Origin of the sequence: Pseudarthrobacter sp. CC4, assembly GCF_048957775.1 — a bacterium.
In the GTDB taxonomy this organism is placed as follows: domain Bacteria; phylum Actinomycetota; class Actinomycetes; order Actinomycetales; family Micrococcaceae; genus Arthrobacter.
Window position 1 is genome coordinate 332666 of record NZ_JARCCZ010000002.1, and the last position, 20460, is coordinate 353125.

At 65.1% G+C, this 20460-nt stretch carries 18 protein-coding genes; 9 read left to right on the forward strand and 9 right to left on the reverse strand.

Annotated elements, in window-relative coordinates; translation table 11 throughout:
* The first annotated feature begins 9 nt into the window (after nucleotides 1-9).
* The 5 genes from PV768_RS02730 (at nucleotide 10) to PV768_RS02750 (ending at nucleotide 6519) form a co-directional block, all read left to right on the forward strand.
* Nucleotides 10-1665 (forward strand): DNA repair helicase XPB, encoded by a 1656-nt coding sequence (locus tag PV768_RS02730; RefSeq protein ID WP_421092212.1) that lies wholly within the window; start codon nucleotides 10-12, stop codon nucleotides 1663-1665.
* Between the two features lie 738 nt (nucleotides 1666-2403).
* Complete coding sequence (locus PV768_RS02735; RefSeq protein ID WP_157239043.1) at nucleotides 2404-3738, forward strand: prealbumin-like fold domain-containing protein; 1335 nt, start codon at nucleotides 2404-2406, stop codon at nucleotides 3736-3738.
* Between the two features lie 182 nt (nucleotides 3739-3920).
* Nucleotides 3921-4631 (forward strand): response regulator transcription factor, encoded by a 711-nt coding sequence (locus PV768_RS02740; protein ID WP_139028140.1) that lies wholly within the window; start codon nucleotides 3921-3923, stop codon nucleotides 4629-4631.
* A 50-nt stretch (nucleotides 4632-4681) separates the two neighbouring features.
* Entirely contained in the window at nucleotides 4682-6136 is a 1455-nt protein-coding gene (locus PV768_RS02745) for a sensor histidine kinase (protein ID WP_157242687.1), read from the forward strand.
* A gap of 95 nt (nucleotides 6137-6231) precedes the next feature.
* Nucleotides 6232-6519, forward strand: coding sequence for a WXG100 family type VII secretion target (locus PV768_RS02750; protein ID WP_139028136.1), 288 nt, complete (start codon nucleotides 6232-6234; stop codon nucleotides 6517-6519).
* Nucleotides 6520-6542: 23 nt separating this feature from the next.
* Here PV768_RS02750 and PV768_RS02755 read toward each other — a convergent pair whose 3' ends face one another.
* Nucleotides 6543-7526 (reverse strand): RNase H family protein, encoded by a 984-nt coding sequence (locus PV768_RS02755; RefSeq protein WP_421092213.1) that lies wholly within the window; start codon nucleotides 7524-7526, stop codon nucleotides 6543-6545.
* A 278-nt stretch (nucleotides 7527-7804) separates the two neighbouring features.
* Here PV768_RS02755 and PV768_RS02760 point away from each other — a divergent pair, with 278 nt between their 5' ends.
* Nucleotides 7805-9115, forward strand: a complete 1311-nt coding sequence (locus tag PV768_RS02760; protein ID WP_421092214.1) for an ABC transporter substrate-binding protein — start codon at nucleotides 7805-7807, stop codon at nucleotides 9113-9115.
* 90 nt (nucleotides 9116-9205) lie between these two features.
* Here PV768_RS02760 and groL read toward each other — a convergent pair whose 3' ends face one another.
* The 5 genes from groL to PV768_RS02785 all read right to left on the reverse strand — a co-directional run bounded on the left by groL (nucleotide 9206) and on the right by PV768_RS02785 (nucleotide 13837).
* Entirely contained in the window at nucleotides 9206-10834 is a 1629-nt protein-coding gene (groL, locus tag PV768_RS02765) for a chaperonin GroEL (RefSeq protein WP_157239045.1), read from the reverse strand.
* Nucleotides 10835-11122: 288 nt separating this feature from the next.
* The gene (locus PV768_RS02770; protein ID WP_421092215.1) at nucleotides 11123-12406 is read right to left on the reverse strand and encodes an ABC transporter substrate-binding protein; all 1284 of its coding nucleotides are present in this window, start codon (nucleotides 12404-12406) and stop codon (nucleotides 11123-11125) included.
* Nucleotides 12403-12609 carry a cold-shock protein gene (locus tag PV768_RS02775; RefSeq protein WP_157239046.1) on the reverse strand — a complete coding sequence of 69 codons (207 nt, stop codon included), beginning with the start codon at nucleotides 12607-12609 and terminating at the stop codon, nucleotides 12403-12405. The genes PV768_RS02770 and PV768_RS02775 overlap by 4 nt, the downstream gene beginning before the upstream one ends.
* Before the next feature lie 197 nt (nucleotides 12610-12806).
* A complete protein-coding gene (locus tag PV768_RS02780) occupies nucleotides 12807-13457 on the reverse strand; it encodes a LytR C-terminal domain-containing protein (protein WP_421092216.1) in 651 nt (216 codons plus the stop codon).
* A 50-nt stretch (nucleotides 13458-13507) separates the two neighbouring features.
* Entirely contained in the window at nucleotides 13508-13837 is a 330-nt protein-coding gene (locus PV768_RS02785; protein ID WP_370460431.1) for a DUF3263 domain-containing protein, read from the reverse strand.
* A gap of 127 nt (nucleotides 13838-13964) precedes the next feature.
* On the opposite strand from PV768_RS02785, the gene PV768_RS02790 reads away from it, so the two are divergent.
* Nucleotides 13965-14735, forward strand: coding sequence for a uracil-DNA glycosylase (locus PV768_RS02790; RefSeq protein WP_370460432.1), 771 nt, complete (start codon nucleotides 13965-13967; stop codon nucleotides 14733-14735).
* A gap of 14 nt (nucleotides 14736-14749) precedes the next feature.
* Nucleotides 14750-15589 (forward strand): siderophore-interacting protein, encoded by an 840-nt coding sequence (locus PV768_RS02795; RefSeq protein WP_421092217.1) that lies wholly within the window; start codon nucleotides 14750-14752, stop codon nucleotides 15587-15589.
* 36 nt (nucleotides 15590-15625) lie between these two features.
* Here PV768_RS02795 and PV768_RS02800 read toward each other — a convergent pair whose 3' ends face one another.
* From PV768_RS02800 to PV768_RS02810, 3 genes are all read right to left on the reverse strand, one after another.
* A complete protein-coding gene (locus tag PV768_RS02800; RefSeq protein WP_321215395.1) occupies nucleotides 15626-17128 on the reverse strand; it encodes a threonine/serine exporter family protein in 1503 nt (500 codons plus the stop codon).
* A gap of 36 nt (nucleotides 17129-17164) precedes the next feature.
* Nucleotides 17165-18478: a peptidoglycan bridge formation glycyltransferase FemA/FemB family protein gene (locus PV768_RS02805; RefSeq protein ID WP_421092218.1), complete on the reverse strand. Its 1314-nt coding sequence runs from the start codon at nucleotides 18476-18478 to the stop codon at nucleotides 17165-17167.
* A 102-nt stretch (nucleotides 18479-18580) separates the two neighbouring features.
* Nucleotides 18581-19654 carry a lipid II:glycine glycyltransferase FemX gene (locus PV768_RS02810; protein WP_323056470.1) on the reverse strand — a complete coding sequence of 358 codons (1074 nt, stop codon included), beginning with the start codon at nucleotides 19652-19654 and terminating at the stop codon, nucleotides 18581-18583.
* Between the two features lie 168 nt (nucleotides 19655-19822).
* Here PV768_RS02810 and PV768_RS02815 point away from each other — a divergent pair, with 168 nt between their 5' ends.
* Nucleotides 19823-20368, forward strand: coding sequence for a TspO/MBR family protein (locus tag PV768_RS02815; RefSeq protein WP_421092219.1), 546 nt, complete (start codon nucleotides 19823-19825; stop codon nucleotides 20366-20368).
* Nucleotides 20369-20460: the final 92 nt, after the last annotated feature.

Here is a 20460-nt window from a genome sequence, read left to right on the forward strand (position 1 = left end):
CTTCCCCGAGTGAACGACGGACCCCTGATCGTCCAGAGTGACAAGACCATCCTGCTTGAGGTGGACCATGAACTGGCAACTGAAGCCCGTCATGCCATCGCGCCCTTCGCCGAGCTGGAACGGGCACCGGAGCACATGCACAGCTACCGGCTGACACCGCTGGGGCTCTGGAACGCCCGCGCCGCCGGGCTGGATGCGGAAAAGGTGCTGGACACGCTGCTGAAGTACTCGCGCTTCCCGGTTCCGCATTCGCTGCTGATCGACGTTGAAGAAACCATGTCCAGGTACGGGCGGCTGCGCCTGGAGAAGGACCCGCAGCACGGCTTGGTGATGCGGACGGACGACTACCCCGTCCTGGAGGAAGTGATCCGGGCCAAGAAGATCCAGCCCCTGCTGGGGCCCCGGATCGACGGTGAGACCGTTGTGGTGCACGCCTCCCAGCGGGGGCAGCTCAAGCAGCTCCTGCTGAAGATCGGCTGGCCGGCGGAGGACCTGGCCGGGTATGTGGACGGTACCCCGCACCTGATCGCGCTCAACGAGGATGGCTGGAAGCTGCGGCCGTACCAGCAGATGGCGAGCGACAACTTCTGGTCGGGGGGAAGCGGCGTGGTGGTGCTTCCCTGCGGAGCCGGGAAGACCCTGGTGGGCGCCGCGGCAATGGCTACCGGCTCCACCACAACCCTGATCCTGGTCACGAACACGGTAGCCGCCAGGCAATGGAAGGACGAGCTGCTCAAGCGCACGTCCCTCACCGCGGACGAGATCGGCGAATACTCAGGAGCGGTCAAGGAAGTCCGGCCGGTGACCATCGCCACGTACCAGGTGCTGACCACCAAACGCGGCGGCCTGTACCCGCACCTGGAGCTTGTGGACGGCCACGACTGGGGACTGATCATTTACGACGAGGTGCATCTGCTGCCGGCACCGATTTTCCGGATGACCGCCGACCTCCAGGCACGGCGCCGGCTGGGCCTTACCGCGACCCTGGTGCGCGAGGACGGCCGCGAGGGCGAGGTTTTCAGCCTTATCGGGCCCAAGCGGTACGACGCCCCCTGGAAGGACATTGAGTCCCAGGGCTACATCGCGCCGGCAGACTGTGTGGAAGTCCGGGTCGACCTGCCCAAGGACGAACGGGTTGCCTATGCCATGGCCGATGATGCGGACAAGTACCGGCTTTGCGCCACCTCCGAGTCCAAGACGCACGTAGTGGAACAGCTGGTGGCCCGGCATGCCGGTGAACAGCTGCTGGTCATCGGCCAGTACATCGACCAGCTCGATGACCTCGGCGAGCGCCTGCAGGCGCCGGTGATCAAGGGCGACACCTCCGTGAAGGTACGCCAGAAGCTTTTTGACGACTTCCGTGCCGGGGACATCCAGACGCTCGTGGTTTCCAAGGTGGCCAACTTCTCCATCGACCTTCCGGAAGCATCGGTGGCCATCCAGGTATCGGGTTCGTTCGGCTCGCGGCAGGAGGAGGCGCAGCGGCTGGGCCGGCTCCTGCGGCCCAAGAAGGACGGCAGGGCGGCGCGTTTCTATTCGCTCGTTGCCCGGGACACCCTGGACCAGGAATTCGCGGCGAAGCGCCAGCGGTTCCTGGCGGAACAGGGCTATGCCTACCGGATCATGGATGCCAAGGATGTGGAACAGAAACCCACTGGCACCTAAGTCGCCACCTACCGGGTATGTAACGGGATGCCCGCAAACGTGTTGTCCGTGCCGCACCGGCTCGCGTGGCTGAATGCTTCCGATGCCCGTGGTTTCTGCTTCCAATATGCCCGAGTTTTCGCGGCGGCGAGGGCGTAGCGGTAATGGAAGGCGTGCCCGCGGGGGGAGTTCGCCCAGGACCCTGACCGCCACGGACGTGTTCACCGGCTAGACCGAGAACCTCGCGGTCCGCAACGGCTCGCACAGGTAGGTGCCCGCCTCCATGGACGGGATCGCAGCGTGGAGCCGCATGTCAGCTTTGATGAACCCTCGGGCAATATTTGGTCAATATCTCTTCCGGACGTTGTCATCCCGTTATCCCCGGGCTACGCTCAGAGCGCTGGGTTACACATTGGTAAAAGGTCCTGAACTCAGATCAGGATGGGCGAAGCCTCATGGCTTTCCCCGTGTATGAGGACGCGTGCATGCGCAGTCGCCCCAGCCGATCCACCCGCGCACCCCCAAGCTATAACACTTGGCTCCGTGCTGCCTGCCCGCTCCGTGCCGCAAAGACGCGACCACCGGAGTAGCCGGCGGGCACCCGACGCGCGGGCGCCATCCGATCAGATTCTTGGAGAGGGATGCTGGGGGACCTCCCGGTGCCGGACCACAGGTCCGCGCCGACCGTCACACCATCCGCCACTCCCAGAAGTGAGTAATTCAATGGAGAATATAACGCGCGCCCGCTTGGGCGCAGGCATGGCTTGTCTGGCTTTGATCCTTACCGGAGTCACGTCGGCTCAGGCCACGCTCTCCGGAGCCCAACTAAACGCGCAGGACGGCAACCTGGTCGTCGACACAGGCGACATCAAAGACTGGGCGAACATCGGCATTGATTGTTCAACGTTGACCGGTGGTTGCGGTCTCGATCTTCCAACCGGCCAGACAGACAATTCATTCGGTACAGGCACGAAGGAAGACACTGCAGTACCGTCCGTCGTCGACGGATCCATCCCCAACAACAAGAGCGACCTGACACGCTTCTACGCCAAGTTCGTGGAAGAATCCAACGGCAGCACGTACGCATACCTCGCGTGGGAGCGGGTCCAGGAACCAAATGGCACTACCAACATGGACTTCGAATTCAACCAGTCGTCTGTGCTGTCCTCCAACGGTGTGACCCCCGTCCGTACGGCCGGCGATGTCCTGATCAAATATGACCTGTCCCAAGGCGGCGTGAATCCGATTCTTGGATTCCACCGGTGGATCACCACCGGTGCCCGGACGCTCTGCGAGGCAGCCAACGCGACCCCCTGCTGGGGCAAAGTCCAGCCATTGACCGGAACTTTCGAGGGTTCAATCAACACCGCTGTGGTTACGGACCCCATCGCACCCAACGCTCCGCGAGATCTGAGTGTCCGGACCTTCGGCGAAGCAGCCATCAACCTGACCGCTGCCGGTATCGTCGGCACGGACCCTTGCCTGCCGTTCAGCAGTGCGTACTTGAAGAGCCGCTCCTCAGATTCATTTACAGCGGCTCTGAAGGACTTCATCGCCCCGATATCCGTCGCCACGTCCAAGTGCGCCGACATTAACGTGCTGAAGACCGACGACGACTCGCCGGCCTCCCCACTGGCCGGTGCCGTCTTCACGCTGTACAACGATGCCGCACCTGTCGGCGGAACCTTTGATCCCGCAACAGACCTGGCCGTAACCCCCGCCACAACCTGCACCACCGGCGCCGACGGCAAGTGCTCGTTCAGCCAGGTTCTCCAAGGCAATTACTGGGTAGTTGAGACCACGACACCAACGGGGCACGACACGGCAGCGCCCCAAGCAGTGACCGTCGTGGGGGGCACGAACGTCAGCCTGACCTTTGTAGACCCGCGCGACTTCAAGATCATCGTGCTCGTCTGCAAGGAAGCCGACAACTCGCTGTACTCAAGCCAGGTCACGGTTGATGGCGTCAACAAGGACTCGCTGGCCACGGCTCCCTCAGGCACCACGGCCGCCCAGCTTTGCAGCCTGGGCGGCGCTGCGTATGACGACAAGAGCTACGGCGGTCACCCCGCGAATGTGGACATCCCGCAGTAGACAGGGAAATCTGGCACCTGACCAGCTGACCACTTTGAAGTGATTCGCCCAACCCAGGGTCCTCCGCACTCCCGTGCGGGGGACCCTGGCGGCGCCACCAACTTTACTGCGCGCCGCGGACGCCCATGCAACATTCACCATGCATCCAGAAAACTCACAGACTCTGGGAGCAGAATGGGAGCATGAACAAGAACGGTCCCGAGGCAAAGCTCCTTGTTGTTGACGATGAACCCAACATCCGCGAGCTGCTGTCCACCTCGCTAAGGTTTGCCGGCTTCGAGGTTGTCTCGGCCGCGAACGGCCGGGACGCCCTGGCGGCTGCCGAAACCCATGCCCCGGACCTGGCCGTGCTGGATGTCATGCTTCCGGACATGGACGGCTTCACCGTCACCCGCCGCCTCCGGGCCTCGGGCAAGCACTTCCCGGTACTGTTCCTGACCGCGAAGGACGATACCGAGGACAAGGTCACAGGCCTCACCGTCGGCGGGGATGACTACGTCACCAAGCCGTTCAGCCTTGACGAGGTGGTGGCCCGTATCCGCGCCGTCCTGCGCCGGACGCAGCCGCTGCTGGATGACGACGCCGTCATCCGCGTCGACGACCTGGAGCTCGACGACGACGCGCACGAAGTGCGCCGCGGCGGCACGGTGATCGAGCTCTCCCCCACCGAGTTCAAGCTGCTCCGGTACCTCATGCTCAACCCCAACCGGGTGCTCTCCAAGTCCCAGATCCTGGACCACGTATGGGAATACAACTTCAACGGTGATGCCTCCATCGTGGAGTCGTACATCTCCTATCTGCGCCGGAAGGTGGACATCGATCCCGACGCTCCCGCCCTGATCCAGACCAAGCGCGGTGTGGGCTACGTGCTTCGGACGGCTGAAAAGCGCTGACCTTGCTGCAGCGATGGAAGTCGGCCTCACTGAGGACGCAACTGGTGGCCATGATCATGGCGCTGCTGATAGTTGCCCTGACGGTGACCGGAGCGGGAACGCTGGCCCTGCTCCACAGCTACCTGCAGGCACAGGTGGATGACAAACTCACCGCGGCGGTAGACCTGGCCCGGCAGCAGCGGTCCTTCACCCCGCTTCAGGCGCCCAACCCGATGGTTCCCACTGACTACTCACTTATTCTCTTCGCGCCAGGCGAGGAGCCGTATCCGTTCGGCGGCGACCCTGAGAGCCGTCCGGACATCAGCTCCGTCACGGTGCAGCAGGCGCAGGAACGCGGCGCCGTTCCCTATCAGGTGCGCGGTACGGACGGGCAGAACTGGCGGGTGGTGGCCGTGCCGGTGCAGAACAACCAGACCACCGCTGTGGTGGTCATCGGGCTGCCCCTGCAGAGCGTGGATGATGTCCTCAAGCACGCCTCCCTGGTGGTGACCGGGGTGGGCCTGCTGACCCTGCTGCTGGCCTCCCTGATCGCGAGCTGGACCGTGTCCCGCTCCTTCCGCCCGCTGGCCCGGGTGGAAAAAACGGCGGCCGCCATTGCCGCCGGTGACCTTTCCCGCCGTGTCGACGTCGAAAATCCCGGCACTGAATTGGGACGCCTCAGCAGGTCGCTTAATGCCATGCTGGCCCACATTGAGACGGCCTTCGCGGCACGCACGGCCTCGGAGGCGAGGATGCGGCGGTTCGCCGCTGACGCCTCCCACGAACTGCGGACCCCGCTTGTCACCATCCGTGGCTTCTCTGAGCTGTACCGGCACGGCGCACTGACCACCGAGGAAGACGTGGCCACAGCCATGGGAAGGATTGAAAGCGAAGCCAAGCGCATGGGCTCAATGGTGGAAGACCTTCTCCTGCTGGCCCGCCTCGACGAGCAGCGGCCGCTGCAGCAGAAGCCCGTGGACCTTCAGCTGCTCGCCCATGACGCCGTGGTGGACACGCAGGCCAGCGACCGCTCGCGGGCGATTTCGCTGACCGGGCTCGACGGCGGACCTGCCGCGGCTGCCCCGGTGCTGGGGGACGAAGCCAAACTCCGACAGGTGGTGGGGAACCTCGTGGGCAATGCCCTGCGTTACACGCCGGAGGGCAGCCCGATCGAACTGGCGGTGGGGGTGCGCGCCAGGGAGGACGGACAGCTGCGCTCGGTCATTGAAGTGCGCGACCATGGACCCGGCATCTCCGAAGAGGACGCCTCCAAGGTCTTTGAGCGCTTCTACCGGGCGGACACCTCACGGACCAGGGAAACGGGCGGAAGCGGACTCGGCCTGGCCATTGTGGCCGCAATTGTAGGGTCCCACGGCGGTTCCGTCCGGGTGGAAAATACCGATGGCGGCGGCGCGACCTTGGTGGTCAGCCTTCCGCACCGTGATGACGCGCTGAATACCGGGGCAGCTGCCGAGGCGGAACAGGCAGCGACGGCGGGGTTGTCCACATATAGCGCCGGACCGTAGCGGCTCCAGGGGCCTGCTCCCTACGCTCGTTATCAGCGGTCCGGACCAGCCGGGCCCCGCAGGCGAAAGCTGCCCCCACAGCGAAAGGCACGGCCATGAGCATCATTTCCGTCGACACCGAACTCCTTCAGCTGAAGTCCGCCAGTGTCCAGGCGACAGTGGACAGGATCAGCGCAGACGTCCAGGCAATGAAACGCGGGCTGGACGAGCTCCAGGGGTCATGGCGGGGCACCGCCGCCACGAATTTCCAGGCGCTCATCACGGAGTGGACCATCACGCAGGGACGCGTGGAGGCCTCGTTGGCGTCCATCAACACGGCGCTTGCCTCCGCGGCTGCCACCTACGCACAGGCGGAACAGGGCAACACACAGCGGTTCAGCTGACCGGGTAGATACCCAGGAGCCGGCTAAGCCTCGGGAGTACCTTGGTGGAACCGCAGCCGCCAGCGGCCGCCGTCCAGCACCCACAGTGAGCTTCTGAGCGTGGTGCCGGAGCGCGCGTAGCTGCGGTACGTCAGCAGGACCGCGTCAGCGCCAATACGGTCCGCGCCAAGTATCTCAATGTCTGTCCGCTCGCCCGGGTCCTCCTCGAGCGCCATCATCATGGCGTCCCGGGTCCACACCCTGCCCGAGCTTCCGATCTCCATGAAATCGGGGTGCAGCAGAACAGCCGTCCGGCCGATGTCCCCCCGCACCAGGGGGCCCAGCAGCTCGCGCTCCAGTTCCTCCACCAAGGCCTCCGGCACGGCGGCACCTGGCTGGGCTGCGGCGTCCGGTTCGCCGAAAGCGCCGTTGTCCAGCTGGCTGAACAGGTCCGGCTCCTCGTAGGCTCCTGGCAAGGTTGCGGCTTCCCGGGGTGCACGGGGGGCGGCCTCCGGCGCATCCTTGGCCGCCGGCGGATGGTGGGCGTGGTGGGCGTGGTGGGCGCCAGGGAAACCGGGACCGGACCGGGCTGCCACCCCCTGCTGGTAGGCGGTCGCGGCCGCCCTGGCGCGCTCGTCCGCGGCTTCGTTCAAGTCATGCCCGGCATGCCCCTTGACCCATTCGAAGGTGTACTTCCGGCCGGCGAGCTCCCGGTCCAGCTCCTTGAGCAAATCCACGTTGAGGACCGGCTTGCCGTCGGCCTTGCGCCAGCCTTTGCGTTTCCATCCCGGCATCCACTTGGTGATCGAATTGATGACGTACTGGCTGTCGCAGAGGATGTGCAGGTCCTCCTGGGGAAGGTGGGCCGTGGCCCGCAACAGATCCAGGACCGCCATCAGCTCGCCTTGGTTGTTCGTCCCGTGGGGCCATCCTCCGGCGCGCCAGCAATCGTCGTTCACGTACCAGGCCCAGCCTGCCGGACCGGGGTTTCCCAAGGCCGAACCATCGGCCGCTGCAGTAATTGTCACCGGTCCATCCTCCCAGACCGGCAGGACAAACCGTGCCTTTGCCACCGTACGATGCCGTACCGTACCTCCGCCGCACACTCGCCCTACCCGGGCCGCCCGGCGGATCAGGCCTTGACCTGACGGAAAGCGTTTACCGAAAATGCTTGACGCGGGCAATGGCAGGCAGGCAGAATCGCATTACTGACATGAGAAAGCGTTTTCTCAGCGGCCGGCGCTGCCGACAACCCGACGCCAGCGTCCACCCAAGAGAAGCGCCCCGCCATTAGGAAGGCATATCAATGACGATTCCAACCCTCCGCCGGAGAAGGTTCCAGCTCGGCGCAGCAGCCGTCGCCCTTTCCCTCCTTGCCACAGGCTGCGGTTCCTCTTCCGGCTCCGAGGGCAATGAGCAAGTAACCCTGCGCTTCGCCTGGTGGGGGAACGAATACCTCAACGCCCAGACCGAAAAGGTCATCGATGCCTTTGAAGCGGAACACCCGAACATCAGGATTGAGTCCGAGCCGGGTGAATGGGGCAGCTACTGGGACAAGCTGGCCACCAAGACCGCGGCCAACGACGCGCCGGACGTGATCCAGATGGACCAGAAGTACATTGCCGAATACGGCGGCCGCGGGGCGCTCCTGGATCTGTCCAAGCAAAGCGGCATTGATACCTCCAAACTCGACAAGGAAGCCCTGGCCTCGGGCCAGTACGACGGCGCCCAATACGGCCTGAGCACCGGCCGGAACGCCTACGTCATCATGGCCAACACGAAGGTTTTCGAGGCAGCAAACGTTCCGCTTCCGGATGACACCTCATGGACGTGGGACGACTTCATTGAGACAGCAACGAAGATCAGCGCCGCCGGAGACGGCAAGAACTACGGCGCAGCATACGGCAGCAACGAGGCAGACCTGATCATCTGGCTTCGCCAGCATGGGGAGAATCTCTACTCCGAGGACGGCAAGCTCGATTTCGACACTGCAACGGCCGCTTCCTTCTGGGAGCGGCTCAAGGAACAGCGCGACTCCAAGGCAAGCCCGTCGGCCACGGTGGCTACCGAGGACTCCGGCGCGGGCCTGGAAGAAAGCCTCTTCGGCACCAACAGGGTGGGGATGGCATGGTGGTGGACCAACCAGCTCGGATCGCTCGGGTCCACTACCGACAGCAGCATCAAGATGCTCCGTGCGCCTAGCCTCGACGGTGTTGCCGCTGAGAACGGCATGTACTACAAGCCCACCATGTTCTGGTCCGCTTCCGCACGGTCAAAGCACACCGAAGCCGCCTCAACCTTCATCAACTACCTGGCGAACAGCCCGGAAGCCGGCGCAATCCTGATGACGGACCGCGGCGTGCCCACCAACACGGAGATCGTAAAGGGCATCACACCGTCCCTGAAACCGGCAGACACCACCGTGGTGGGCTTCCTGAAGGACATTGCTCCGGACATGAAGGATGCGCCGCCCGTTCCTCCGGTGGGCGCGGGCAGCGTACAGAACGTCATCAAGCGATACACCGATGAGGTTCTCTACGACCGCCTGACTCCCCAGGCAGCGGCAGAGGCATTCAAGAAGGAAGTCGAGGGAATGCTGTCCAGCGCCCGGAAGTAAAAGCCAGCCCCTCTCCAGGAACACGAATGCGGCCCCCTCAAGAGAGGGGGCCGCATTCGTTTCCAGCGGGACAAAGCCCGGCAGGAGGGCTTAGAAGCCGCCCATGCCGCCCATGTCGTCGCCGCCGCCCATGGGGGCCGGGTTCTTCTCCGGCTTGTCGGCAACAACAGCTTCGGTAGTGAGGAACAGGCCGGCAATGGAAGCCGCGTTCTGCAGGGCAGAGCGGGTTACCTTGACGGGGTCGTTCACGCCGGCAGCCAGCAGGTCGACGTACTCGCCGGTTGCGGCGTTCAGGCCGTGTCCTGCGGGCAGGCCGCGAACCTTGTCCACCACAACGCCCGGCTCCAGGCCGGCGTTGAAGGCGATCTGCTTCAGCGGAGCATCGATGGCAACGCGGACAATGTTGGCACCGGTGGCCTCGTCGCCGGACAGCTGCAGGTTGGCGAATGCCTTGGCGCCGGCCTGGATGAGGGCCACGCCGCCACCGGCAACGATGCCTTCTTCAACAGCAGCCTTGGCGTTACGCACTGCGTCTTCGATGCGGTGCTTGCGCTCCTTGAGCTCAACCTCGGTTGCGGCACCGGCCTTGATCACTGCAACGCCGCCGGCCAGCTTGGCCAGGCGTTCCTGCAGCTTCTCGCGGTCGTAGTCCGAATCGGAGTTCTCGATCTCGGCGCGGATCTGGGACACGCGGCCGGCGATCTGGTCGGCGTCGCCGGCACCTTCAACGATGGTGGTCTCGTCCTTGGTGACAACAACCTTGCGTGCCTTGCCCAGGAGTTCCAGGCCGGCGTTTTCCAGCTTGAGTCCGACTTCCTCGGAGATGACCTGGCCGCCGGTGAGGACGGCAATGTCGGCGAGCTGTGCCTTGCGGCGGTCACCGAAGCCCGGAGCCTTGACGGCAACGGACTTGAAGGTGCCGCGGATCTTGTTGACGATCAGGGTGGCCAGGGCCTCGCCCTCGATGTCCTCGGCGATGATCAGCAGCGGCTTGTTGGACTGCATGACCTTTTCGAGGACAGCAACCAGTTCCTTGACGTTGGAGATCTTGGAGTTGACGATCAGGATGTACGGGTCTTCGAGGACCGTTTCCTGGCGCTCCGCGTCGGTGACGAAGTAGGCGGAGATGTAGCCCTTGTCGAAGCGCATGCCTTCGGTGAGCTCGAGTTCCAGGCCGAAGGTGTTGGATTCCTCGACCGTGATGACGCCTTCCTTGCCCACCTTGTCCAGGGCTTCGGCGATCAGCGCACCGATTTCCTCGTCCCCTGCGGAGATGGATGCCGTAGCGGCAATCTCTTCCTTGGTTTCGATTTCCTTGGCGGAAGCCAGGAGCTCGCGGGTGACGGCTTCGACAGCCTTTTCGATGCCGCGCTTGAGGGACAGCGGGTCGGCGCCGGCGGCAACGTTGCGCAGGCCTTCCTTGACCAGGGCCTGGGCCAGAACGGTGGCGGTGGTGGTTCCGTCGCCGGCGACGTCGTCAGTCTTCTTGGCAACTTCCTTGACCAGCTCGGCGCCGATCTTCTCGTAGGGATCGTCCAGCTCGATCTCCTTGGCGATGGAAACACCATCGTTGGTGATCGTGGGGGCGCCCCACTTCTTTTCGAGGACGACGTTGCGTCCACGCGGGCCGAGGGTGACCTTAACGGCGTCGGCGAGGATGTTCAGGCCCCGCTCAAGGCCGCGGCGTGCCTCTTCATCAAATGCAATGATCTTGGCCATAACGGCAGTAGTCCTTTCGGGACAGTCGTTAAGAATGAACCTTCGCTGCAGTGCCCGCGACGGACGACCCTTTGCCGGCGGCCTCTGTATGCCCCCGGGTGCGGGCCTCACTCCAGTGAGGTGTTTCTTCGCTCCTCGTTCGGTGCCGCGCTCCGCCGGCCGGAACCAGCTTTGCTTTAGCAGTCGGTACGTCAGAGTGCTAACTCAATAATTAGCACTCCCCACGGGAGAGTGCAAGCGAATGACGCGCGGAAAGCGCCCTGGCAGGCATCTCTACGCCGAGGGCGATCAGCCGGCGCGGCCTGCAGTTTCACGGCCGGTGGGCGTTGGATTGTTGTCTGCCCCGTAGGTAAACACCGTAAACGTCGCCGAGGTGATGTCACCGTTGGCGTCGAAGGCAACCGGGCCGGATTCGCCGTCGTAATTAATGCCGGTACCGGAAGCCTTCGCCGCCAGGCACTCCTTGTAGCTGGGGCAGGGCGTGCCGGGCACCGTTGCAGTCCCGCCATCCTTGCCGGCGGCAGTCCCGCCTGACACGGCGATGAGGTTCGCTGCAATTGAGCGGCCCGAGTCGTCCTCTGCTTTGGCTGCCGCGAGGGCTGCGAGGGTCACGGCGTCGTACGTTTCCGCGGCGAAGGACACGTCCTTCAGGCCGGGATCGATGCCCAGGAGCCTTTCCTGGAAGGCGGCGGATGGCAGCTCGCCGGGAACAACGGCGCGGGCACCCTCCAGGGCTTTGGTTCCCAGCTTGGACGCATACCGGCCGAACGCGCCGTCGCTGAGGATGATCTTCGAGCCGGCCAGGGCGGCGTTGTTGAGTTCAGCCAGGGCGCCCTGCGCGCCGTCGCGGGCCACCAGGATGACGGCGTCGGGTTCCGCCCCGCGGGCGGCGGCAGCGGCGCTTCCCGCTTCACCCGGCTTGAACCCGGCTGTGGCAACCACTTCCAGTCCGGCCTGTTCTGCGGAATCGGCGACGGCGGCGGAGACGTCGCTGCCGTAGGCGCCTTCCTGGAACATCAGGGAGATGGTGGCGGCGCCCGCGTCCTTGGCGAGCTTGGCCAGCACGGGTCCCTGCGCGACGTCGGCGGCCGCCGTCCGGAAGTAGTATCCGCCGCTGGGGATGGTGCTGAGCCCGGCCGCGGTGTTGGCCGGCGAGATCAGCGGCGTCCTGGCCCGGGAGAGGATGTCCACGACGGCCTTGGCGTGGCTGGAGTCGGTGGGGCCGATCACCACGTCCGCCTTGGCCTGGACCAAAGCCTGGGCCTGCGACGCTGCATCCTGGCCGGCTTCAAAGGGCAGCAGCTCCACGGGCCGGCCTTTGTGCCCGCCGGCAGCGTTGATCTCTTTGACTGCGAGCTTGGCGGCGGCCGCCTGGGGCGCGTTCAGGAAGCTGCCCTCCCCCGCATTGTCCAGGATGAGGCCTACCCGCAGCGTCCCGTCACCGGAGGCTTCCGTTGTTTCCACGCGTGCGTTTCCGGTGACCCCGGAACAGGCGGTCAGGGCCAGCGTGCAGCAGAGGGCCGCGGCAAACGCAGGACGGAGGGTCCCGGCGGGGACAATCAGATGCTTCACTCGGCCGGCCGGACGCTTTCCGCCTGTGGGCCCTTCTCGCCTTCGCCGACTTCAAGTTCCACGCGCTGTCCCTCGTCCAGTGCCCGGTAACCTTCGCCTTCGATAGCAGACCAGTGGACAAAGACGTCGTCGCTGGAGCCGTCAACGGTGATGAAGCCGTAGCCCTTTTCCGCGTTGAACCACTTGACGGTTCCTCGTGCCATGGTGACCACTCTTTCCGTAAGGTCCGGGATGCTGCGGGGGTGCCCCGGCGCCGGGCCGTAGCCCGGGATTTACTCTAGCCAATGCGGGTCGGTGCCGCAGGCCCCCGGCGGTGCCGTCGGCAAACGTTATTCAGGAGTAACGCCGGGCCCCGGACCGGGTGTGGCCCAAGGCAGCGCGGCTGATGGAAGAACCCGGCTTACCGGTACCCCGGGCCCAGCACAACCACCAGGGGAACCTGGAAGTCGGTGCTGCTCACCACGGTGGGGACGCCCAGGAGTTCCGCGAGGGCTTCCGCGTTGGCCCGTTGGGCTGGGCCGGAGTAGAAAATGATGGAGCCCTGCTGCGGCGCTCCCGCCCAGTTCCCTACCTGTCCCAGGGGCCAGCCGTCCGCCTGCACGGTTCCGCCTACACGGCTTGCCAGCCCGGCGGTCCCGGCGGCGTTGTAGACCGCCACAGGCTGGGTTTTGTCTACGGACGCAGCCTGCGCCGTGGGGCGGCTACTGGACCCTGTCCCGGCAGCGGGGACCGTTTCGGATCCGGCGGTTTCAGGCGCGGCGGAGGGCTCAGCGGAGGGCGTGACGGACGCGTCCGGCGCGGCGGAGGGCGTCGACCCCGTTCCGGCCAGCGGCATTGCTTCCAGGCTCGACGAGGCCTGGCTTGCCGGACCCGCAAACCCCAGCTTGGGCAGGATCAGGAAGGAAACCAGCCCGATGGCCAGGGCAACGCATCCCACCGCCAGGACGGGCCACAGCCGGACCCGTGACGGAGCAGAGGCTGTGCGATGGACACCTTGTCGCGACGCGGTCTCCGGGACCTTGTCGAATTCATCGCGGGCGTATTTGGTCATGGGAAAGAGACATCCTTGTGTGTTGCTGCTGAGGAACCAGCGTGAGCGTCTTATGCGTCGGACCCCAGGCGCCGTGCAGTGCGTGCACGGTGACGCGACGTACGTAGTCTACGCAATCTCTTGACCAGCATGGGGTCATGCGCGAGCGCATCCTCGGTATCGATCAGGGCGTTGAGGAGCTGGTAGTAGTGTGTCGCGGAGAGATCGAAGAGTTCCCTGATGGCCTGTTCCTTGGCACCGGCGTACTTCCACCACTGCCGTTCAAGGGCGAGCATCTGCTGGTCACGCTCGCTCAGGGGGGAATCCCGCAGCGTGAAATCCGGCAGGAGGGCGTCCCGCTGTTCCTGCTCCGGCAGGTGCTCCCGAGCTGGTTCCGCCACGGCGCACTCTCCCTTGCTGGTTACGTAAAATGTCTGACCCCCATGCTACGGACGAATAACACTGTTGTCATTTGTGCCGGGCGGCCTGCCGGACCGGTGCCGGCGGCCGCCCTGCGAGAATGGGACGGTGTTTGAATCAGATGCCCTTTTCGAACTGGCGCAGGATCCGCCGCGCGGGCAGGGTTTCGCCGAACTGGCGCAGCTGCCGCTGAAGGAGCTGATGGCGCCTGACTGGGCAGACGCCTTGGCGGGCGTGGAAAGCGGACTCCGCGGCGTGCTCACTTTCCTTGCCGACGAAGAGGCGGCCGGGCACACGGTGCTGCCGGCGCCGTCGAACGTCCTGCGGGCCTTCCGCCAGCCCCTCGCGTCGGTGAAAGTCCTGATGGTGGGGCAGGATCCGTACCCCACGCCGGGGCATGCCGTCGGCCTGGCCTTCTCCGTTGATCCGCACGTCCGGCCCATCCCGCGGAGCCTGGCGAACATCTACCGGGAGCTGGAGGCGGATCTGGGAATTCCCGCGAGGGTCCACGGCGACCTTTCCGCCTGGACCGGGCAGGGTGTGCTGCTGCTGAACCGCGTGATGACTGTAAGGGCCGGAGCCGCAGGGTCGCACCGCAGGAAAGGTTGGGAGGAGATTACGACGGCGGCCGTCCAGGCCGTGGCCGGGCGGCGGGCTCCGGACGGGTCACGCCTGCCGCTGGTTGCCGTGCTGTGGGGAAAGGACGCGGAGAGCGTGCGTCCGCTGTTGCCGGGGGTTCCGGCCGTGTCCAGCGCGCATCCCAGCCCCCTGTCCGCGTCCCGCGGCTTCTTCGGTTCGCGGCCCTTCAGCCGCGTCAACGAGCTGCTGCGGGAGCAGGGTGCCCCGGGCGTAACCTGGGAGCTTCCGCCGGTAGCCTAGCTTAGGCTTGCCTTATGAGCATTGTTCCCGCCGCCACCGGCGCCACCAAGAAGAGCCGCCCGCAGGTCAACCTCGCAGTTCTGCGCCGGGAACAGCTCTCGCCCCACATGGTGCGGATTGTTGCCGGCGGGGACGGTTTTGCGGACTTCGTCAACAACGGCTTCGTTGACCGGTACGTAAAAATTGTCTTCCCGCAACCGGGCGTCGCCTACCCCTCCCCGCTGGATCTGTGGAGCATCCGCGAGAGCATGCCGCGGGAACAATGGCCTTTCACGCGCACGTACACGCTCCGCTGGGTGGATCCCGTGGCCAGGGAGCTCGCCATCGATTTTGTGGTCCACGGCGACGAAGGGCTGGCAGGACCGTGGGCGGCGAAGGCCCGGCCGGGCGACACCCTGACCTTCACCGGGCCGGGAGGGGCGTACAACCCTGCCCCGGACGCTGACTGGTACCTGTTCGCCGGGGACGAGGCGGCATTGCCCGCCATTGCGGCGTGCATAGAGTCGTTGCCGGCTGAAGCCGCCGGCCTCGCCTTCCTTGAGGTCGATTCCGACGCCGACATACAGCAGATTGCCGCTCCCGCAGGAGTGAAGCTCCACTGGCTGTTCCGTCGAGGCGTCCCTGCGGGCGAAAGCGGTCTGCTGGTGCAGGCGGTGGCAGGGGCGGACTGGCCCGCTGGCCGGGTGGACGTTTTTGCCCACGGCGAGCGCGGCTATATGAAGGCGCTGCGTGATGTGCTCTTTGTACAGCGCGGCCTTGAACGCAAGCAGGTGTCCCTGTCCGGTTACTGGGCGAAAGGCCGTGTTGAGGACGATTTCCAGGCGGAGAAGAAATTGCCCGTAGGGCAGATCTAAACAGGAAGATCCAGCCAGGCAGATCCTGGCAGCCGGTCAGCGGCGGCGGGCGCGGCGCCGCTCGTTGCTGGCAAGGCTGCGGGTCAGCGGCCGCGCCAGCGTGTCGCCAAGGACGATCCCGCCGGCCGTTCCCAGGACAATGGCTCCGGCGTTGAGCATCCCGCCGGCACCCAGCAGGATCTCGGCTTCCTCGATGGTGAGCACGTACATGGACCGGAAGATGGTGAGGCCCGGCAGCAGGATCAGCGCTGCGGGCACGGCCACCACCAGCTGGGGGGCACCCATTCTCAGGGCAACGACGCGGGCCAGCAGGCCGATGGCCACTGCGGCCAGGGCGGGCGAGAACCGGTCCCCGATGCCCAGCAGTCCGCCGCCCAGCAGCACGAAGTAGCCGGCCACCCCCACCGCCGCGGTGGGGAGCAGGAGCTGCCAGCTGGTTTGTTCCGTGACCCCGATGGCCATCACCGCCACGGCAACAAGGATGACCAGCACCCACAGGTCGTAGGCCGGCGGAAAGGTCTGCGTCACGTCAATGCGCTGCATGCCGGTCAGCTCCCCGACCACGAAGGCGACGGCGATGCCTGCCACGATGGCTCCAAAGGTGAGCAGCGTGGACAGGAACCGTCCCGCGGCCGTAACAGGGAAGCCGTTGATGGCGTCCTGCACTGAGGACACGAGGCGTCCCGTGGGCAGGAGCAGGAGGATGCCTCCCACCACCACGATGGCCGGCGATGTTGTCAGGCCGAACTGCCAGAGGACCAGCGCCAATTGCGTCACCACAAAAGAGCAGCTGGCCGTTATGAAGAAGTCGGGAACCCGCCACCGGCCGAGCTGGCGGGCCAGCAGGCTCACTCCGATGTTGGCTGCGAACGCTATGGCAGAGGACACCGGTCCGCCGCCCAGCACGGCAACGAATGCCGCTGCGAAAACGCCGAACGCCGCCGTCACCATCCAGCGCGGGAACGGCTTGGGGCTGGTGATGGCCTCGTCCAGGCGTCGGATTGCCTCGTCCCGGCCCACTCCCCCGGCGACGATGTCGGTCACCAGCTGGTGGACCTTGGCCAGGCCGGCGTAGTTGTTGGTCCAGGAGCGGACCACACGCAGCAGTGCGATGGGTGTCTGGTCCTTAGGGGCGTAGTTGATGCCAACGGACTGGTTGGTGATGTCCACCTCGATGTTCTTCAGCCCCAGGGCGGCGGTGACGGCAATGATGCTGGTCTCCACTTCCAGGGCACCCGCACCATAGCGGAACATGGTTTCTGCCAGGTGCAGGGCGAAGTCCAGGGTCTTGCGGGCGGAGGTGTCCACCCCTCCCACCTGGATCGTGGGGTTCGCGTAGGGGCTGCCGGTGAGCCTGTCCACGATGCTCAGGGGAGCCGTGGGCGGGTTTTCACCCTGGACCAGGCGACGCAGCATTCTCCTGGCCGCAGCGTTTTGCCGCAGCTGGGAGGGAGTCAGCGGCTCGGTCTTGGGCAGGCCGTCCGTGTTCGGCCTGGCCTTCGGGGATCCGGCGCCGGGGCGCTCGGGTCGCTCAGTCATTGTCCCTCCTCCCGTTGTGGTGGTGTGCAGGCGGCGTCAGGCAGAGCGCTTCAGCGGCAGCTTGCCCAGCACGGCGCGTGCAGCGCCGGCTGCCATCCTGGCCAGCTTGTTGGCGTGGAACACGGCGGGCCGGACGGGCAGCACGAAGTCGCCCAGGAGCTGCACCACTTCCCCGCCGAAGCCCTTCTTGAAGGCGTAGCCCCCGTGGCCTTCCTCGTCTTGGCCTGAGATGCCGAACGTCCCGTAGAAGTTGTACCGCGGGTACCCCTTTTCGAGGGCGTGGAGCATCATTCCCCAGTACAGCGAGGTAGCGCCGTTGAAGTAGATGTAGTCCTGCACCGTGCCGCCGATGACGCAGACCACCTCGTCGCCGTAGCAGACGAAGTGGATGGCGGCCACCGTGGCCACGCCCACCGAGTCGGGAAAGCGTTCGATGTCCTTCAGGCTTCGCTCGTAGCTGTCCACCAGGTCCTGGACCACTTTGAGGCGGTTGTTCTTCTTCTTGCTTCCTGTCTCCGCCACCTCCTCGCGCAGTTCATCAGCGGTGGCCGATTCCGCCGCAAGCCGCTCCGTGATGGACTTCCGGTAGGCGGGGATGTCGATCTTGGCCATCATGAGCTTGGTGAACTCAGGCGACGTCGTGCTGAGCAGCTGCTCGTAGTAGGCGCGTTCCCGGTAAACAAAGCCCTTTTCGTCACCGGCCCGGCTCAGGGCGCCGTAGAACTCGTCCAGGGTGTCCAGGGTGGCCTGTTCCAGGAAGACGCCGTTCTTTTCGGCCTTCCGAATGGCCTTCCGGGTCCGATAGCTGGTGCCCATGATCAGTTCTTCCGCGTCCTGGATGCCTTCCAGGTTCTTGATGAACATCCAGTTCACGTTCACGAAGTTCATGTCCAGGCCCTGGTGCCGGAAGCCCAGCCCGCCGAGCTGTGCCACCAGCGGCCTGTTGTCCTCGATCTCGGGATGCTCGGCACCATCGGCGTCACGCGCAATGTACCTGAGGTTCGGGGAGATCCGCAGTTCGGCGGCCTTGCGCTCCGCCGCGCGTTTGTGGAGGAGTCCGACGACGGCACGCACCAGGTCAGGGTCCGTGTAGTCCATCAGGGGTCCCTTGGCGCATTCGCAGACTGTGTACCCCAGCCGGGTGGTGGTGTAGTTCAGTTTCCCCGCTGCAACCAGTTCGCCGTGCTGCCGGACCCCGAAAAGCTCCACCTGCTGTCCTCTGGCGCGCTGGAACCGGGCAAAGTCAACGGACTGGAGAAAGCTGTTCTGCGGGTGCTTCAGCGCGAACTGCTCGAATTCGGCATCGCTGAGCACGGCGAACTCGAGATCGGCGGCGGGGACTGCATTCAAGGAGTTACCTTCTTCACGGATAAGAGGCTTGGCAAATGGCGGGCGGCGGGCGAGGTCGGTCGGGATGGGCAGGGCAGCCGGCGGGGGCGCTCCTGCTCGCGGTCAGTAGAACTGCTGGCCGGTGCGGGCGGTTTCGATCCGGCGGAAGACCTTCTCTGCTCCGTTGACCCAGAGCCGGTGACTCAAGGGCGAGAGAACGTAGTCGTGGCATCCCACGAAGTCGGTGACCGTCTTGGTGAAGCTGGTCTTGAACATGCCCATGCCGTACAGGTTGTGGGTCTTGTCCTTGATCCGGGAAGCCGGCGGGGTCCCGCAGAAGTCGTATTCCGTGCAGCCCAGCTCCTGCATGCGGCGGATGGCGGCCCACTGCACCAGGTGGGAATCACCGTATTGCTTGCGGTTTTGGGTCGAACCGCCGTCCTTATAGGTGGCTTTGGCCCCGTAATTGATGACGAAGGCTCCCACGCTGGGCTTTCCGTCCTCGTAGGTGAAGAAGAAACTGCCCTGGCCCCGGTTGCAGAATTCGTCCCAGAAGGCTGCGTAGTACTCGTAGCTGCGCAGGGGCATGGAGCCCTTGGCCTTGACGGTGTCGGCCATGAGGTCATAAAGGGCCCGGTAGGTTTCCGGGCCGTGTTCTTCGCGGACCACTTCGCAGCCTTCCCGCTCAGCGCGGCGGATGGCGTTGCGGGCGCGGGAGGAGATGGCCTTGAACACTGCCTCTTCCGGTCCGGAGATGTCCAGCAGGGCCGTGGAGTCGTTGGACTGGATGTTGGGTGCCTTGACCAGGCCTGCGTCTTGCAGGTGGGCCTGGGCCTCGTCGGAGTCGACGACGTCCGGCTCGATCTTGATGGTGAAGACGTTGAGCTTCCGGCTACGGACGAAAGCCGCACAGGCTTCCAGCGCTGCCTTCAGGTCATCAGCTGCTGCCAGGTCCGGGCCCTTGATGAGGTACCAAAGCCGGCCGAGCAGCGGGAAACTCTTTTCGAGTACCAGGTTGTAGCTGGCGGTTGCCGCGTTCTCCAGCACCAGGAACCGGACTTTCCAGCCGCTGGCGTTCTTGACTGAGGCATATGCGGCGGACTGCAGCATGTTGCCGCCGTTGGGATTGGCCGTGACGTGCTTGTCCCAGTTTTCAATTTCCTCGGCGGTGGCGAATCGTGCGGTGAATTCTCGCAAGGGGGCCGTGTCCAATCGGTTTCGTGCGCGGTTCGGTACTCGTGTATGCGTGCGGACATGCAGCCTCAAGTCTAAAGCCTGATGCCGTCCCGGCTTTTCAGCAGCCGGCCCGAGCCTGCCGTGGCCCGTGCCCTTGACTCGGGTGGACCGGTTGGCAAGGGTGGAGGCATGCAGCCGAAGCGTGAAGAGTCGTCATCCCCGCCGGATGGAAGCGACCAGCCGTACAGCGCGCGGGTCCAGGCAGCGGTGCTGGCCGGATTCCTGGCGGCATCCTTCCTGGTGGCCGGGCTCGGCGGATTCTCCACCATTGACAACGTGAACGGATGGTATGCCACGGCTGACAAGGCGCCCTGGTCCCCGCCCAACTGGCTCTTCGGCCCGGTATGGACCCTGCTCTACACAGCCATGGCGGTGGCTGCCTGGCTTGTGTGGCGGAAGAGGGCTTCCAAGACCAGGCCGGCGTTAACGGCCTACGCGGTCCAGCTGGGCCTGAACCTTGCCTGGACTCCGGTGTTCTTCGGCCTGTATCCCGCTATGGGTACGGCTGCCCTGTGGCTGGCCCTGGGCATTATCGTGGCCCTGATCGCCGCGGTCACGGTGACTGTCCTCTACTTCGGCCCCATCAGCCGGACCGCGGGACTGCTGCTGCTCCCCTACATTGCCTGGCTGGTCTTTGCGTCCACCTTGAACTGGTGGGCTGCGGCCCACAACTGAAGGTTCAACGCTGTCAGCATTCGACGACGTTGACGGCGAGGCCGCCCATGGCCGTTTCCTTGTATTTGGAGCTCATGTCCTTGCCGGTCTCG